Below are 16,879 nucleotides of genomic sequence, written 5' to 3' on the forward strand. Positions count from 1 at the left end.
ATCCCTTCCGGGGAGTGGTCACGCACTCGGGGTCACAGGGGGCGGGCGGGAATCCCGCGCCAGCGGGTCCCCTCGGGCAACGTCTCGCCCTTCATCGCGAGGGAGAACGCGTCGAGGTAGGTGTCGCGCTTGACGACCGAGTCGTAGAGCACCACCGAGGCGGTGCCGACGGTCGCGCCGTCCTCGACCCGGACCCAGGACATCTTCATGACCCGGTCCTCGAACAGGTGCGTCTGCAGGTCGGAGAACTCGCCGACCATCGCGTCGTTGCCCACCTGCACCAGGTCGAACTCGGTGACCGACCCGCCGTTGAGCCACACCCTCTTGCCGATCTTGGTGCCGAACAGCCGCAGGATCGGGGCCGCCCAGGGGGTTCCCCAGAACTGGCCCAGCAGCGACCGGAGCACGACCGACTGGTAGAGGCCGGTGATGAACTCGGTGCCCCGCACCCACAGGCCCCAGTAGGGCTCGGTGCGCGGCCGGTACCGGCCCATGATGATCCACTTGAGCAGGACCACCTCAAGGGTGTTCAGCAGACCGGCCCCCCACCACAGCAACGGGGCCAGCAGGAGCACCTCCCACACCGGGATGGTGGTCGCCAGCGTCACCGTGACGTAGAAGGTGAGCGTCGTGCCGAGCATGGTGATCATGCCGGGCAGGCTGATCCGGAAGAACTCGATCAGCAGCCGCAGCGCGACCATGCCGGCGGTCGGCGTGTCGATGAGCTTCGGGTCGAACTTCGCGCTCTCCTGCCGGCGCGGCAGGAAGAACGACGGCGAGCCCAGCCAGGTGGTCTCCGGCTCGATCGGCTTCTCCGGCGGGACCGACTGCACACCGAGCAGCGACCGCCGCCCGAGGTGCGCTCCCGCGGGGAGCTGGGCCGTGTTGCCCAGGAAGCTGAAGTCGTCCATCTTGGCCGTCTGGACCGCGATGTTCCCGTTGTGGCACACCGGAGGGGCCAGGATGACACCCGCGGCCAGGAAGCTCTTGCTCCCGATCTCGACCTGGTCGGGCTCGACGAACGCCGGGGTGGCGACCTCGGCCCAGCGGCCCAGCTTCATGCCCATGCCGCGCAGCAGCGGGATGACGTACAGCGTGCAGTACATCGTCCACAGCAGGGTCAACGTCATGCCGTGCAGGCGCTCGGTGAACCACTGCCGCAGGCCGAACCAGCTCTTCCACGAGTAGACGCCCGGTTTCACCGACCGCATCACGAGGCGCTTGACCCCGACCAGCACCAGGCTCGTGAGGAGGACCTGGAGCGGACCGCTGACGAACACGGCCGCCACTGCCCAGAACAGACCGTAGAACTTGGCCACGTAGAGCGTGAGGACCAGGCTGGGCAGGAACATCACCCACGGCATCACGCGCAGCACCACCGTGGCCAGGACGTAGCCCAGCACCAGGCCGAAGCTCCACCGGCCGGTGGGCTCGCGGTCGAGCACCGCCTGCAGCAGGACCGGACGCGCGGGCATCCGCCGGCTCGGCGAGCCGGCCCAGTGCTCCCCGGCGGGGATGCGCTGCTCGGCGTGCACGAGCGACTGGTGGTCCACCGAGGCGTTGTCCCCGATCTCGCTGCCGGGGAGGACGACCGTGGCGGCGCCGACGTAGGCGCCCGACCCGATCCGGACCGGCGCGATGCGCAGCCAGCCGGCCTGCACCGCGTAGGGCTGGATGCGGGCGAGGGTGCCGATGCTGGCCCGGTCGCCGATCTCGACGAACTTCGGCAGGGCGATGGTCGGGGTGGACAGGTGGCAGTCCTTGCCGACCTTGGCGCCCAGCAGGCGCAGGTACCGCGGCAGCAACGGCGTTCCGGCCAGCACGCCGACCGGGGCCAGCGCGGCGACCTTGCCGTAGAACCAGAACCGGAGGTAGGTCCGGCCCCACATGCGGTGCCAGCCGGGTTTGATGCCCCGCTGGACCAACCGACCCACCACCACCGGCAGCACGAACAGCGTGACGACGAACCAGGCCACGCACAGCCCCGCCAGTGGCAGGAGGTCGATGCGCTCCAACGCGTGCAGCGGCTCGCTCATCACCGGGGGCAGCGACCAGATCTGGAGCTTGAGCTCCAGGGCGTAGACCAGCACCAGCGCCGGCAGCCCCAGGACCAGGATGTAGGAGTAGAGCAGCACGAGCTGCGCGAACCCGCACAGGTAGTAGCGCAGGCTGGAGTGCCGGATCGGCTCCGGCCAGTCGACCGTCTCCGCCTCGCCGCTGGGCGCCAGCTCGGTCTCCACGTACTGGGCCAGGCTCCGCACCGTGGGGTGGGTGTAGAGGTCGCCCATCGACAGGCCCGCGAACGCGGGTTCCTTGCGCAGCAGGGAGATCGCCCGCGCGGCGGCCAGCGAGTGCCCGCCGAGGTCGGTGAAGAAGTCCGCGGTGACCGAGACCGGGCCCGAGCCAAGCGCCGGCTCGAACGCGGCGGCGATCTGCCGCTCCAGGTCGGTCTCCGCCGGCACGTGCGGCCCGGCCTTCGCGCCCAGCGGCGGCGAGGACGGCGGCGGCAGCAGCTTCCGGTTCACCTTGCCCGCGGCCAGCAGCGGGAACTCGTCGAGGACCTCGATGAACGACGGGACCATGTAGGACGGCAGCCGCCGCCGGAGCGTGGCGTGCAGGCGCTCCCGCAGCTCGGCGTGCCCGTCGTCGGCCCCGCTGTCGGCGCCGTCGCTCAGGGTGACGTAGCCGACCAGGTCCTGCGCGACACCGTCCCGGCTGGCCAGCTCGACCACGGCGTTCTCGACCGCCGGGTCCTCCCGGATCGCCTGCTCGATCTCGCCCAGCTCGACCCGGTAGCCGCGGATCTTGACCTGGGTGTCGATCCGGCCCAGGTACTCGTACTCCCCGGTCGGGGTGACCCGGCCCAGGTCGCCGGTCCGGTAGACCAGCGGCACCGTGTCGCGGTCCGCCGTCACCGGGTTGGGCATGAACCGCTCGGCGGTCAGCTCCTCCCGGTTGAGGTAGCCGATGGCCAGGCCGGGGCCGCCGATGCAGATCTCGCCGGTCTCGCCCTCCGGCACCTGCCGGAAGTCCTCGTCCAGCACGTAGAAGACGTAGGTGGGGAACGGGGTGCCCAGCGTGACCGGGCGCTCCGGCGTCAGCTCGCAGCAGCTCGCCGAGACGGTGGCCTCGGTCGGCCCGTAGCAGTTGAGGATGCGGCGGTCCGGCCGCCACCAGCGGCGCACCAGGTCCGGCGGCATGGCCTCACCGCTGACCAGGAGCGTGTGCACCGAGTCCGGCTCGGACTCGATGGTGGTCAGCAGCGTCGGCACGGCGCAGAACACCGTGATCTGGTTCTCGTTGAGGAAGTCGGCCAGCGCCTGGCCGAACCGACGCGCGTCGGTCGGGCCGGCGACGAGGGTCGCGCCGGCGACCCACGCGGGCCAGATCTCCTCCAGGTGGAAGTCGAAGCTGATCGACATCCCCTGGTACACGCGGTCGCGCGCGGTCACCCCGTAGATCGGGGTGGCCACCCGCAGGAAGTTCACGATGCTCGCGTGGGAGATCACCACACCCTTGGGCTTGCCGGTGGAGCCCGAGGTGTAGATGACGTACGCCGGCGAGGACGGGTCCAGGTCGACCTCGGGCCGGGTGTCGGGCAGCCGGCCCACCTCGTCGGCGAGCTCGTCGAGCGGCAGCACCGCGCAGTCGAGGTCGCTGCCCCGGTCGGCGAAGGCCGAGGTGGTGAGGAGGAACCGGAAGGCGGAGTCCTCCGCGATGAACGCGAGCCGGTCGGCGGGGAAGGACGGGTCGAGCGGCACGTAGGCCGCGCCCGCCTTGAGCGCGCCGAGGATCGCGACATAGGTGTCGACGGAGCGCTCGAGCAGGATGCCGACCGTCGCGCCGGCCGTCACCCCCCGCTGCTGGAGCAGGGCCGCGAGCTGGTTCGCCCGGCGGTTGAGCTCGTCGTAGCTGAGCTCGACGTCCCCGCAGACCACCGAGATCGTCTGCGGCGCGCGGTTCCGGCTCAGCTCGAAGTAGTCGTGCAGAAAAAGCGCGGGTGTTGCCTCCCCGTCACCGTCGAGGACCAGGGGTCGGTCGGCGACCGCGATCCCACCGGGACGAGTGGCCGATTGTGCCGGCATTGCACCTCCCTTTCCGGAGCTGCACGTTGAAACGTCGTTTCGTCGTCACGTTCCCGTCATGACGACGTTGATTTCCTGAGTTGACCTCGGGTCCCGAAAAAGGGCGCGTCGGGACCCCGCGCCGGAAGAATCCGGGCGGTCGCGTCCGCTAGGTCCGCGGAACTGTTCCGGCGGCGTCCACGCCGTGCCGACATCGGCGTCGGGTCAGACCGGGCGGGGGGCGGGCCGCGGTGGCCTCGTCCCCTGCCTTCCCTTGGATCACGGTATTCCCCCAGATCAGCCGGTATCCCGCTGCCGCGCGCCGACGTCGTCGCCGAGGCGCGGGTACCGGGATCGCTCCCGGTGTCGCGGGTCAGGTCGGTCCCGACGGGCCGGTTCCGCACTCGGCCGCGAACAGCGCCATTCACGACCGGGTGTTGGTGACCGCGCCTCGTCGCGCCGCCCGAACCGGGGCAACCTGATTACTCGGGAAGAATGTCATACCCGGCTGTTTGCGGCCAGCACACATCGAAAGCCTGAGGCGGGCGGCCCAGTCGGTTGGTGCGAACCGGGCAGCACTCCGCTGGTCCGAACGGACCAGTGCGAGCCGGCTGTCCGTCTGTCGACCAGGTTAACGGCGCGCCACGCGGAGACCACCACAAGGGCGGCTGTGCGCACTATTGCATCGAATTATTTTGTTCGCTGGCGAAAGAAAGATTTTTCCCGGCCGGCGGGGGCGGCGTGGCGGCCGGCTCGTCCCCGTCGCTGGTCATCGCGCCTCCCACCGCTGGTCGGAGGTGTCCTGGCCGGGGGGCGGGAAGCTGTCATCGCTCGGGGCGGCGCATCCGAGCGGTCCCGGCTCACTGCACCGAAAGCAGGTGCGGGTTGGTCCGTCCGTCGCAAGGCCCGTTGGGTGCCGCGGGCGCGTCACCAGCGGGTTAACACGGAGGATCTCTTCGGTGTAAGACGCACGTAACACAGGGCGGTTGGCGACGATGACAGATCCTCGCAAGATCTGCGCGCTCGTCAGATCCTGTCGATCGCCTGTCGACTCCCCGACCCGGCGCGGTGGGGACGCCCGGGACGGGGTGTGGTCCGCCCGGGGTTGTCGTGCTCCTGGCGGACGCGGCCCGGGCGACCGCGAGCTCGTCGCTGCCGGGACCGGGGGACCGTGTTCCTGTTGTCCATGGTGTACCCAAGAAGTCGCCGGGACGATCCTCGTCATGGGCGGCTTTCGTTGGGCCGAAAAGGTGACACCTGGTCGCTCCTCGCGGTGCCGGCCGCCCCTGTCGACCCCCGGATCGCGCCGCGCCTCGCCGGCGGCGGGTGACGCGAGCGGAGCACCCGCGCTCGGCGATCGGCCCAACGGCACTGGGCTTTCTGGCTCCGCGAGAGGTCACTTCGGGCGCTCGCCACCGGTTCGCGGCCCCCTCTCGTCGTCAGGACAAGGGGTTCTGGCGCGGGATCTCTGGGGTGCGGTCGGGTTCGGCTGCCCGGGGTACGACGGGATGAGCGGATGTCTGGCGGGGGCGACGCGGCTCGCACGTCCGGCGACGTGTGGCTCACGCTACCCGTCGCGTGTCCGATATGTCCACTCCGGATCGAGTGTCCGATTTGGAGGGTCGAGTGCGGGCTGGTGGAACGGGGTCCTGCCAGCCGATCTGCCCCTGGCCCCGGCATGTCCACAGTGGACATTTCTGTTCGCCCTCGGTGAACGGTGGGCCCCGGTCCGGGCTGAGGCGTCGCCCCGGGAAACGCACTGCTCCCAGGGGAAGTGGCGCGAACGATTCGGTGGGCTCTCCGGTGGTTCCCGGTGTCGGCGTGGTGCTGGCAGCCGGTCGGAGGCCGGGTCTGATGCCGACGGCTTGCTGTCAAACCGACGTTCGGGCGCGCCGTTGTGGCGTAGAAGACCTTGACAACGTCACTGGCGGTGTGGTGGTCGCGACGGTCACGCTCTGTTGACTGTGACAACAAGTGTCAGGACGTCGCTGTCCTGCCGACTTCTCCGATGCGCACTGGTCGAGGGAGTCGAGAACCGCGACTCCGGCGCACCTCGCCCCGCGGTCCCGTCGGCAGCGCCCCGGGTCCGCCCGGGAGAACGGCCACGGCGGTCGCGAGCGACGGTTCCCTTGACCCCGTCAAGTTGTCCACAGTGGACATACGTCTGGGGGTGGGGGTAGCCCCATGGCCCCCTGGTTCGCCGCCCACTAAGCAGGAGCCATGACTGACCCCTATCCCCTCCGCCCCGTCACCGAGGACGAGTTCGAGGTCTGGGCACGCATGATCGCCGACACCTACGGCATCGACCGGAGCGACGCGGAGCTGGCGCACGAGCGGGCCACCATCGAGTGGGACCGCACCCTCGCCGCGTTCGACGGCGACGTCCCGGTGGGCGGCGCCGCGATCTACTCCCGCACCCTGACGGTGCCGGGGGCCGTGCTGCCGGTCGCGGGCGTCACCGCGGTCGGAGTGGCGCCCACCCACCGGCGACGCGGCATCCTCACCGCGATGATGCGCCGCCAGTTGACCGAGCTGCACGAGGGCGGCGGCGAGCCGGTCGCCGTGCTCCACCCCAGCGAGGGCGCGATCTACGGTCGCTACGGCTACGGCCCGGCCAGCAGGGGGAACCAGCTGCGGTGCGACCGGCGCGCCCTGGTTTTCCGGCCTGGCACGGACTTCGGCGACGGGAGCGTCCGGCTCCTGGGCCGCGACCAGGCCCGGCCCCTGGTCGAGGAGGTCTACGACCAGGTCCGCCTGGCCTCGGTCGGCTGGCTCGACCGGACCGAGCGCTTCTGGGCGGCGCGGCTGTTCGAGGGTTCGCTGTTCAGCGCCGGCGCGACCTCGTTGCGGTACGCCGTCCACCGCGATCCCGACGGCCGGGCCACCGGTTACGTCCTCTACCGGAACCGGCTCGCCCAGGACGCCTCCGGCGACAACGCCAGCACGGTGGAGGTCGTGGAACTGGCCGCGGCCTCGCGCCCGGCCTACGCCGCGCTGTGGCGGTTCCTCGCCGGGATCGACCTGCTGCCGTGGATCGAGTACGAGGGAGCCGTCGACGAGCCGTTGCCGCACCTGCTCCTGGAGCCCAGGGCGGTGCGCTCCCGGGTGCTCGACCGGTTGTGGGTGCGGCTGGTCGACGTGGATCGAGCGTTGACGAGCCGCCGGTACTCGACCCCGGTGGATCTGGTGCTGGAGGTCGAGGACGCCTTCTGCCCGTGGAACACCGGCCGCCACCACCTGCGGGCCGACGGCGACGCCGTCAGCTGCGAGCGCACCACCGCCGCGGCCGACCTCGTGCTGACCTCGGCGGAGCTGGGCGCGATCTTCCTGGGCGGCACGACGTTGGCGTCCCTCGCGGCGGCCGGCCGGGTGCGGGAACAGCGGCCGGGCGCGGTGGCCCGCGCCACGGTCGCCTTCCGCGGCGAACGGGAGCCGGTTTACCCCGGCGGGTGGGCATTCCCGCTCTACTGACCCACCCGCGCGGCACGTCCCCGGCGTTCTTTGCCGCCGTCGCCGCCGCGTGCCATGCTGAATCGTCTCGCTCTCGCTTCTCCTGGAATGGGGGATTGTTGGTGCGCGCTCCGCGAAGAACACGGGCGAATTGTTCTGGCAGCCGGCCTTGCCGGTGTGGCAACACGGGAACGCCCGCGCCCGGGGAGGCGGAGCGGTGAGCGACGGGAGCGACGGGACGGAGCCGCGCTGGCTGCGGCGCTTCGGGCGGCCGGTCGAGTCGGACGTGAAGCTGGTGTGCTTCCCGCACGCGGGGGGAGCGGCGAGCGCGTACGCGGGGTTGGCCCGTGCGCTGGCCCCGGCGGTCGAGTTGTGGGCCGTGCAGTACCCGGGGCGGCAGGACCGGCGACACGAGCCGCCGCCGGCCAGCCTCACCGGCGTCGCCGAGGTCGTCGCGGACCTGCTGCGCCCGTGGACCGGCAGGTACGCGTTGTTCGGCCACAGCATGGGCGCGGTCGTCGCCTACGAGACCGCCGTCCGCCTGGAGCGGTCGGGCTCAGGGCCGGAACGGGTGTTCCTCTCCGGGCGCGGCGCGCCCTCGCTCGGGCCGGGCCCCAGCGACGGCCTCCAGGGCGACGACGCGTTGCTCGCCGAGATCGAGCGGCTCGGCGGCAGCTCGGAGGCGTTGCGGGAGCCGGAGTTGCTCGCACTGGTGCTGCCCACCCTGAACGGCGACTACGCCGCGTTGCGGGCGTACCGCTGGGACCCGGCCGCCCGGCTGCGGTGTCCGGTCACCGCCCTGGTGGGCGAGCGGGACCCCCTGGTGTCCGCGGCGGACGCCGCGGCCTGGCTCGACCTGTCCGACGCGCGGGGCGAGTCGAGGGTCCTGGACGGCGGGCACTTCTACCTGGACGCCCAGGTGGACGTGGTCGCCGGCATCGTGACGGACGCCCTGGGCGTTCCCGCCCGCTAGCCGGGCCGTCCAGGAGCGCGTGGAAATCCCCCGCCGCGATTGGTTTGGACCGCACCCGGTTTTCCCGCGACCGCGTTCCGGACAGGAAAGATTCACGACGGAACGGACGGCCGGGATTCCGATCATCCACTGAGAACTGTTTCGCCCGGGACGTCGTCCCTGTTCTCCCGCCTCTCGGCTGTCGAAAACCTGTCGGTGCTGACCCGATGGGGGCGGGGCGCGTGGTGGCCGGTCCACGCGCCCCGCCCCCGGGTCTCGTCACGGCACGAGAGCTGTCTTGCCGGTGGTGGCCCGGCTCTCGGCCAACTCGTGCGCCGTCGCGGCCGAGGTCAGGGGTGGGGGTTCTCCCGCTGGCGGGGGAGCGGGGCTCCCGCCGCGGCGGGAGGTTTCCCGGTCCCGGCACGGAGATCCTTGCCGTGTCCGCACGGGAGGAGAGATCAGTGCTCGGAAAGGCGTTGGTGGGCGGGCTGGCCGCCGTGATCCTGACCCAGGTGTCGCCGTCGGCCGCTGAGGCGGCGGGGTCGCCGTCGGTGGTCGGCAGGGCGGAGGTCCGGAGGGACGACCCCGAGAGCGTGTTCGTCGTGTCGGTCAACGCGCGTGGGGCCGGCGAGGGCGCGAGGGGGACGTTCCGGCTCGAACACCGCTACAACGGTGAAGTCGCGTGGTTCGACGGCGCCGTCGACTGTCTGGACGTCGGGCGTCCCGTCGCCGTCGTGACCGGTGTCGTGGGCAGGGTCCACAAGATCGGCGGCATGAAGCGGGGCGACCGCTTCAGCTTCACCGTCCTCGACGACGGCGGGCGGGACCGCATGGGGTTCGCCTCGGGGGCCGGGGCCGCGCGCTGCCTGGGGCCGGCGCCGAAGGCCGAGATCACGGGTGGGGACATCGTGGTTCGCGACTGACCATCCACAATGGACCCTCTGTGACGCCCGAAGCTCGTCCTGCCGCCCGGAATCGCCGGCTGCGGAACGAGAAAAGGGCGGCGACGTCAGGTGGCGCCGTGCCCTGAGTCGACTCCAGCCGTGATCGGCCTCGTCGACTCCGGGCACCAGCCGCTTCCTCCTCCCGCGCGCGGGAGGAGGAAGCGGCTGTGGCGCGTTACAAGTCGAGCGAGATGGTCTCCTCGCCCGTGGCGGCGAGCATCGCCTTGAGCGCGCCGGCGGTGTCGAGCGGGTAGCCGTGAACCTCGGCGTGGGCGACGTGCAGGTTGGCGACGTGGCGTTCGGCGTCGATCCAGTGCGGCCACCGGGCGCGCGCTTCCCGGTCCGCCCTGGGGTCGTTGGGATCCTGGACGCGGGAGGCGGTGTCCAGCAGCCAGGTCAGGTACTCGGCGACCTTCGGGACCAGACCCTGGTCGGCTGGGGTGACAGGACCGTGGCCGGGGACGATCCAGCGCGCGTCGAACCCGGTGAGCCAGTCCAGTGTGGACAGCCATCCGGACAGGGAGCCGTGCAGGCCCAGGGGAACCACGCCGTGGGAGAGCAGGTCTCCGGTGAACAGGACGCCGTCGTCGGGGTGCCAGACGACGAGGTCGCCGTCGGTGTGGGCGGGTCCGGTGACGGGGATGACCTCGGCGGTGGTGCCGCCGAGGTCGAGGCGCAGCGGAGCGGTGATCGTCTCGGTTGTCTCGGGCGGGCTGATGTCGCCCCAGGTGGTGCAGGCGAAGACGCTGGGGTAGGTGTGCGGGCCGCTGGCGACGACCTCGGCGGCGGCCTCGGTGGCGAGGACGGTGCCGCCCGCGTCGGTGACGAGCCGGGCGCCGTTGGTGTGGTCGCCGTGGGCGTGGGTCAGGGCCGCGACCAGCGGCGCGCGGGGCGTGGCGGTGTGCGCGGCGAGCGCGTCGAGGAGCCGACGCGTGCGGGTTTCGGTGGCGCAGGTGTCCACCACCACCGTGCGCTCGCTGCCGGTGATCCACCCGGCGTTGTTCAGGAACCAGCCACCGTCGGGCTGGACGTAGGCGGTGGCGCGGGGACCGAGGCGGGACACGCTAACTTGTGCCGGCATGAGTTCGCTCCTTTCGCGGGCGTGGTCGGAGATGCGGGGCAGGGCGAGGGGCTGGTCCCGGCGCCGGGCATCTGTTCCGTTCCCGGTCGATCATGCCAATCCGCGAGGTGACGGCGCATCGCGACTGCTCTCCGAGCGTGGACACGGGAATTCTTCGGGTCGTGTCCCGGCGCGGAAACCACCGAGATCGCTGGGTGTGGCGGTGCGCGCGGGCGCGGGCGGGCCTGCGGGGGCGACGGATTCCGGTCCCTGACGGACAAACGCGAACGGGTGATCCGTCGGGGGCCGGTGGCGGGCGGCAGCCGCGGCCGTGGCGAACCGCCGTCCTGATCCGCTGCTGGCACACGTGACCACGGGGTTCGGGTTCGTCAGATCCGAACCTGCCAGTACCCGCGGGGATCAGGCGCCCACCCGGAGATCCCGATCCGGCGGGGGTTTTCGCCGGCCAGAACGTGAATCCCCCTTCTCGCGGCGCCCCTCGGCGGAACGGTTCCGCGCTTTTCGCCGGGCCGGCGGCCTCGCGACGTGGTAGCACACCGTGTTGCTGTGACAGGTCTCCGCCGGGCGGCTCCGTGGGTGTGCGCCATGTGTTGTCAATCGCCAGGAAGCAAGCGCCACGCGGTGCGAGTGGGTTGTGATGAGGAAATGTCCGTGATGAACCGAAAGAGCACAACGCGGGCCACGTTCACGTCGGCCCGGCAGGCGGGTGTCGGGAGCTGGGACGACGTCGTCGTGGGCGCGGGCACCGCCGGTTCGGTGGTCGTCCGGCGGCTGGTGGACGCCGGGCGGCGGGTGTTGGTGCTGGAGGCCGGCGGCTGGGACGAGCACCCGGCGATCCACGACCCGGCCCGGCTGCTGGAGCTGTGGGAGTCCACTGTGGACTGGGGGTACTGGACCGAGCCGCAGCCGGAATGCGTCGGCCGGCGGATGTACTGGCCCCGGGGCAAGGTCGTGGGCGGCTGTAGTTCCATGAACGGGATGATTTACGTCCGCGGATGCGCCGCGGACTACGACCACTGGGCCTACCAGGGCTGCTACGGGTGGGACTGGTCCTCCGTGCTGCCCTACTTCCGCCGGGCGGAGGGACACCCCGTGGACCCCGGGGCGCCGGACGAGAGCCGCGGCCCGCTGCCGGTGGTGCGCAACGTCGACCCGAGCCCGCTCGCCGTCGCCTTCCTGCGCGCGGCGCAGCAGTGGGGGCTGCCCCTGGTCGACGCCGGCCGGGGAACGGCCTGCGAGGGGGTGAGCCTGACCCGGCGCATGATGCGGGCCGGGCGTCGGGCCAGCGCGTGGGCGTCCTACGTCGCTCCCGTCGTCGGGCACCCGAACCTCACGGTGGTGACGAACGTGGTGGTTCACCACCTCGTCGTCGAACGCGACCGCGTGGTCGGTGTCGGCTACAGCGCGGACGGCCAGTTCCACCGCGCCTACGCCGAGGACGAGGTCGTGGTGTGCGCCGGGGTGATCGGCTCGCCGCAGTTGCTGCTGCTGTCGGGGATCGGCCCGGCCGCGCACCTCGCGCGACTCGGCGTCGCGGTGCGGTTGGACCTGCCGGGTGTGGGGGAGAACCTGCACGACCACCTGGTGGTTCCGCTGGTGTGGGCCGCGCGGCAGCCGATCCCGCCGTCCGGCCAGGGCCTGGAGGCGCACCTGTACTGGCGGTCGCACCCCGGCCTGGCGGTGCCGGACACCCAGCCGGTGCTGATGGGATTTCCCTTCCCGCCACCGGGATGGCCGAGGCCGGAGCAGGGGTTCACCGTGATGGCCGGCCTCGACCGCCCCCGAAGTCGCGGCCGGCTGTGGTTACGGTCGCCCGATCCGGACGAGCCGCCGGCCCTGGATCCCCGGATCTACACCGAGCCGCACGACCTGGAGGTGATGGTCGACTCGGTGACGATGGTGCGGGAGATCGTGGGCCAGCCCGCGATGCACGCCTGGCGTGGCCAGGAAATCACCCCCGGCCCCCGCGTGCGGGACCGCGCGCGGGTGCGGGAGTTCGTCCGGGCGGCGACGTTGTCGTACCACCACCAGGTCGGCACATGCCGGATGGGAATTGACAATCTGGCGGTGGTGGACCCGGAGTTGCGCGTCCGAGGCGTCGTCGGGTTGCGGGTGGCCGACGCCTCGGTGATGCCGGAGGTCCCGACCGGCAACACGACGGCCCCGGTGGTGATGATCGGCGAGAAGGCCGCGGACCTGGTTCTGGGCCGCTCGATGCCCCCAGAGCGCGGAGACCCCTCAGCCTAGGCGCCGCCGCTCGCCGAGGAGCCGACGTCCCGCTCCCGGCCCGGCGATGCGGCCGTTGCTGGTCTCGGCGCGAGGGTGCGTGGCAGGGTGGCCGGTCGTGATCGGAAGAATCGAGTCCCGCGCCCGCCGGTGAGGCAGTCGCCCGAGCCAGGGACGCTCGGACCCCGGACCACCCTGTTCGACCACGCGCTCCGCCTGCACCGCGAGAACCCGGACTCCCCCTCCCCGACGACGGCGAGCCGTATCCCGATGCGGTGCAGCACTTCCGGCGACGCCTGCCCGACCGAGATGACCGGCGACGCGTGGGCGTGGAGGGCGCGGCAGTCCTCGACCAGCACTTCGCCAATCTGTCGGCACATCCCCGTGATCTCGCGAACGCGTTCCACGACGTGGATGTGCCCATCGGGCCCAACGACCACATCAACGCCGCCGCCTGCCGTGCGGACGCGGACCGGGTCCGCGAGACCGGCCGTTGGCTCGATCGGCACGCCACCGACCGCTGTGCCACCACGATCGGCCTCGCCCTGCTGACCACTGTGGACAATGAGGCCGACATTCCGCTGATCCGGACGATCGGCCTGCTGTCGGACCGTTTCGCGCCGCTGACCGCTCGCGCGCTCGAACGCCGGACGGGCGGAGGGCGGACCCTGATGTGGCTGGCCGAGCGGGTCGCGGGATGGGGACGCGTCCACGTCGTCGAGTCCCGGTGCCGGACGGCCGGTCCGTGAACCGGTCGTGGCTGCTGCGGCGGTCCTGCGACGGCGACTACCTCAACCGGTACTTCGCCGGCAGGGGCGCCACCGCCGCACACCTGCACGAAGCGATCACGGGAGAGGACCAGGACCCGGAGCTCGTCGACCACACCGGCTGACTGTTGCTGATCACGAGCGACAGCGAGGGCATGGGATTGACCCTCAAGTCGTATCCACCCGCCGGTGCGGCGCTGCGGGCGTTCGTGGGGCACGCCGGTCGGTTGGGGCCGTCGCTGATGCGGTACTTCGTGGTCGCCCAGTTGGCCCGCTACCTGACGCGCGCCGCGGATGACGAACACGGGTGGCCGCCTGGGTGACGCGATCTGGTCCTCGGCGAGTATCTATCCACATTGGACCGCCAGGATTGGGTGGCGCTCGCCCGCGAGGGGTTGGCGGCGGATGACTGGCGCATGACTCACCTCGCCGAGGAAACGGCGCCACAGCTCGGGTCGCGCGCCTTCGGAGGTTCGGGCTGAGGTGAACCTCTGGTGGTTCTGGGCGGTATGTCTTGATCTCCAGCGGGGTTGAGGTACCAGGCTGGGCGCATGACGACGGAGAAGGACGAGCGGGCGCGCCAGGCGGACGTCGAGGCCATCCGGCAGGTGGTCGCCAGGGTGCAGCACGCGCAACGCGACGAACTCGTCGACGAGTTCGTCGGCCTGTTCCGGTCCGACGCGATCTGGACGACCGGGCACGGCAAGCTCCTCATCGGCCGGGACGCGATCGCGGACTTCACCCGGCAGGTGCTTCCCGGCGGGATGGCCGGGACCACCGTCAGCTTCGACGTGGTGCACGTGTTGTTCATCCGACCCGATGTCGCCGCGGTCAAGGTGCGCCAGCGGTACGAGCGGCTCGACGGCCAACCGGCCGAGGACGGCGGGGAGGGAACGCCGTTGTTCGTCATGGCGAAGGAGGACGGGCGGTGGTGGCTGACCGCGTGCCAGAACACGGGAGTGCTCGGTTCGTGACCGTCAGGCACGGAGCACGCGGCGTTCCGCCGTTCTTCCCGCCCCGCTCCTGATGTGCGATACGGGCTGGGCTCGTCCTCGGCAGAGGGCGAACCCAGCCCGTGAGGTCCACAGTGGACTCATGCGGGGAGCGGCTGGCCCCGCACCCCGAGTACGGGGCCAGCCGCCGACGCCTTTCCCCACCCCCGTGGGGAAAGGCCGTCCGGTGCCCGCGTTACCGGGCGGACGACGCGGAGGCCGACGTTCCGGGCTCCAGGTACTCGGCGAGGTACTGCTCGATGACCGACTTGGGCGCGGCGCCCACCCACGAGTCCCGGGGCTCGCCGTCGGCGTAGACGACGAAGGCCGGGATGGACGACACCTGGTGGTGGGACGCCAGGGCGAACTCCTCGTCCACGTTGACCTTGACCACGTCCAGCGCCGCGGAGTGCTCGGCGGCCAACTGCTCCATGATCGGGGTCATCATCCGGCACGGGGCGCACCAGGGAGCCCAGAACTGGATGACGACGGGCCGGTTGGACTTGAGCACGCGGGAGCGGAAGGTCCGCTCGGTGACGCTGTCCACGGGAGTCGTGGCCATGGCGGGATCTCCTTGTCTCTCTGGTTCGTGGCATGTGCCCCGGCGTCGGGGCACCGCCGGATCGCCCTGGCGGGAGGGCGGGTGAACGCCGGTGTCGTGACCGCTCCGGCGACCGCCCTCCGCGTCAGGAAGCGAAGAACGTGTGGGGTGAAGGCCTGGCGGGCCTCAGCTCGCGGCCGGCGCGGTGGCGCGGCGGAGCAGCGGGATCGCCACGAGCGCGGCGACGACGTAGACGACGGCGGCGGTGCCGAACGCCCACGCGTACCCGTTGACCACCTCGGCGCGCGTCGCGGCGACGGCCATCAACGCGGCCATGCCGACTGTCGGGCCCAACTCCATCGCCGTGTTCATCACGCCACCGGCGAGGCCGACCTGGTGCGGGGGCACGTTCGTCGTGGTCAGCACGGCCGTGCCGGAGAAGATGAGGGACGCGCCGATCGGCAGCAGGACCAGGCCCGGCGCCAGGCCGAGCGGGTAGGAGGAGTCGGGCGCGATCCCGGTGAGCAGGGCGAACCCGCCGGCGCCGACGAGCAGGCCGGCCACGGTGACCGGGCCCGCGCCGAACCGGCCGACCAGCCGCGCGGCGGCGCTGTTCGAGGCGATCAACGCGACGGCGAACGGGACGAAGCCGCCCGCGGTCTCCAGCGGCGACCAGTCCCGCACCTGCTGGAGGTAGACCGAGAGCACGAAGGACACCAGACCCGACGCGGCCGCCGCGAGCAGGATGCCGACCACGCCCACGAGGCGGCGCGGCTCCACCGCGAACCCGGGCGGGAGCAGCGGGTCGCGCACCCGGCGCTCCACCGCGACGAACGCGGCGAGCAGGACGACGCCGACGCCGAGCGGGACGAGCACCGTCGTGGAGGACCAGGGGTGGTCGCCGCTGGCGATCAGGCCGTAGCTGCCGACCGAGATGCCGAGCGTGGCGAGCACCGCGCCCGCCGGGTCGAGGCCAACGACCGAGGACGAGCCCGCCCGCCCCTCCGGGAACATCCCCCTGGTCACGGCCAGCCCGAGGACCGCGACGGCGACCGGGACGGCGAACATCCACCGCCACGACACCCAGGTCGTGACCACGCCCGAGACGAGGGGGCCCAGCGTCGCGCCGAGCACCGACATGCCGCCCCACGTGGCCATCGCCCTGCCGAAGGCGGCCGGCGAGGGGAACAGCGCGCGCAGCACCGCCACCGCCGCCGGAGCGGTCAGCGCGGCTCCGATGCCCTGGGTGAAGCGCACCGCGACCAGCGCCTCGAAGCCGGGCACGACCGCGGCGGTCGCGGAGGCGAGCCCGAAGACCGCCAGCCCCGCCGCGAACACCCGCCGCCCGCCGAACCGGTCGGCCAGTCGCCCGCCGAACAGCAGCAGGCCGCTGTAGGGCAGTCCGTACGCGGCCTGGACCAGCACCAGGTCCGCCGAACCGAGCCCGAACTCGCGGCCGATGTCCGGCAGCGGCACCGAGATCAGGGTGATGGTGAAGATCAGCGAGGCCTGGACGACCGCGAGCACCGCGAAGGCGAGGCCGGTTCGGTGGCGCGCGTCCGGTCTGGTCGCCGTGCCGGCGTCGGCGGGCCCGGCCCGTTCGGCCAGTCCGTCGTCGGGGATGGTGGTCATGGTGGGGCGCTCCTCGGTCTCGGGGTTTGGTCACAGCGCTTGGTCACAGCGCTTGGTTGGTCACAGCGCTTGGTCACGGGGCACGGTTCTCGGGCAGGCGAGGTCGAGCCCGTGCCCTGGCGGCGGCCGGACGTGACAGGCCCGAGGTCGTTCGGGGAGGATCGGGTGGTGAGCTAGCGCGGGGGAGCGGGCGTCCTCGTGCTCCTCGTGCGACGCTTGCCGGCGGCTCG

General features: G+C 71.9%; 12 protein-coding genes. 8 read left to right on the forward strand and 4 right to left on the reverse strand.

The window, feature by feature from the left end; all coding sequences use genetic code 11:
• Nucleotides 1–32: 32 nt before the first annotated feature.
• A complete protein-coding gene (locus tag BUE43_RS17855; protein WP_083959783.1) occupies nt 33–4,085 on the reverse strand; it encodes a Pls/PosA family non-ribosomal peptide synthetase in 4,053 nt (1,350 codons plus the stop codon).
• 2,199 nt (nt 4,086–6,284) lie between these two features.
• On the opposite strand from BUE43_RS17855, the gene BUE43_RS17860 reads away from it, so the two are divergent.
• The 3 genes from BUE43_RS17860 (at nt 6,285) to BUE43_RS17870 (ending at nt 9,389) form a co-directional block, all read left to right on the forward strand.
• Nucleotides 6,285–7,535 carry a GNAT family N-acetyltransferase gene (locus BUE43_RS17860; protein ID WP_073484547.1) on the forward strand — a complete coding sequence of 417 codons (1,251 nt, stop codon included), beginning with the start codon at nt 6,285–6,287 and terminating at the stop codon, nt 7,533–7,535.
• A gap of 196 nt (nt 7,536–7,731) precedes the next feature.
• Entirely contained in the window at nt 7,732–8,487 is a 756-nt protein-coding gene (locus BUE43_RS17865; RefSeq protein ID WP_073484549.1) for a thioesterase II family protein, read from the forward strand.
• 440 nt (nt 8,488–8,927) lie between these two features.
• The gene (locus tag BUE43_RS17870; RefSeq protein WP_073484551.1) at nt 8,928–9,389 is read left to right on the forward strand and encodes a hypothetical protein; all 462 of its coding nucleotides are present in this window, start codon (nt 8,928–8,930) and stop codon (nt 9,387–9,389) included.
• 196 nt (nt 9,390–9,585) lie between these two features.
• Here BUE43_RS17870 and BUE43_RS17875 read toward each other — a convergent pair whose 3' ends face one another.
• Nucleotides 9,586–10,491 (reverse strand): MBL fold metallo-hydrolase, encoded by a 906-nt coding sequence (locus tag BUE43_RS17875; RefSeq protein ID WP_073484554.1) that lies wholly within the window; start codon nt 10,489–10,491, stop codon nt 9,586–9,588.
• Between the two features lie 654 nt (nt 10,492–11,145).
• Between BUE43_RS17875 and BUE43_RS17880 the strand changes: the two genes are divergently transcribed.
• The 5 genes from BUE43_RS17880 to BUE43_RS17895 all read left to right on the forward strand — a co-directional run bounded on the left by BUE43_RS17880 (nt 11,146) and on the right by BUE43_RS17895 (nt 14,458).
• The gene (locus BUE43_RS17880; RefSeq protein WP_073484974.1) at nt 11,146–12,738 is read left to right on the forward strand and encodes a GMC family oxidoreductase; all 1,593 of its coding nucleotides are present in this window, start codon (nt 11,146–11,148) and stop codon (nt 12,736–12,738) included.
• A 254-nt stretch (nt 12,739–12,992) separates the two neighbouring features.
• Nucleotides 12,993–13,466, forward strand: coding sequence for a hypothetical protein (locus BUE43_RS33525; RefSeq protein ID WP_143174225.1), 474 nt, complete (start codon nt 12,993–12,995; stop codon nt 13,464–13,466).
• Nucleotides 13,463–13,609: a hypothetical protein gene (locus BUE43_RS34265; RefSeq protein ID WP_159447752.1), complete on the forward strand. Its 147-nt coding sequence runs from the start codon at nt 13,463–13,465 to the stop codon at nt 13,607–13,609. Before BUE43_RS33525 ends, BUE43_RS34265 begins: the two co-directional genes overlap by 4 nt.
• 3 nt (nt 13,610–13,612) lie before the next feature.
• Nucleotides 13,613–13,807 carry a hypothetical protein gene (locus BUE43_RS33530; protein ID WP_073484559.1) on the forward strand — a complete coding sequence of 65 codons (195 nt, stop codon included), beginning with the start codon at nt 13,613–13,615 and terminating at the stop codon, nt 13,805–13,807.
• A gap of 228 nt (nt 13,808–14,035) precedes the next feature.
• Nucleotides 14,036–14,458, forward strand: coding sequence for an SgcJ/EcaC family oxidoreductase (locus BUE43_RS17895; protein ID WP_073484561.1), 423 nt, complete (start codon nt 14,036–14,038; stop codon nt 14,456–14,458).
• Nucleotides 14,459–14,672: 214 nt separating this feature from the next.
• On the opposite strand, the gene trxA is transcribed toward BUE43_RS17895, so the two are convergent.
• Nucleotides 14,673–15,038 (reverse strand): thioredoxin, encoded by a 366-nt coding sequence (gene trxA / locus BUE43_RS17900; protein ID WP_073484564.1) that lies wholly within the window; start codon nt 15,036–15,038, stop codon nt 14,673–14,675.
• Nucleotides 15,039–15,203: 165 nt separating this feature from the next.
• Nucleotides 15,204–16,649: an MFS transporter gene (locus BUE43_RS17905; protein ID WP_083959784.1), complete on the reverse strand. Its 1,446-nt coding sequence runs from the start codon at nt 16,647–16,649 to the stop codon at nt 15,204–15,206.
• Nucleotides 16,650–16,879 lie beyond the last annotated feature (230 nt).

It is taken from the genome of Streptoalloteichus hindustanus (assembly GCF_900129375.1).
GTDB lineage: Bacteria > Actinomycetota > Actinomycetes > Mycobacteriales > Pseudonocardiaceae > Streptoalloteichus > Streptoalloteichus hindustanus.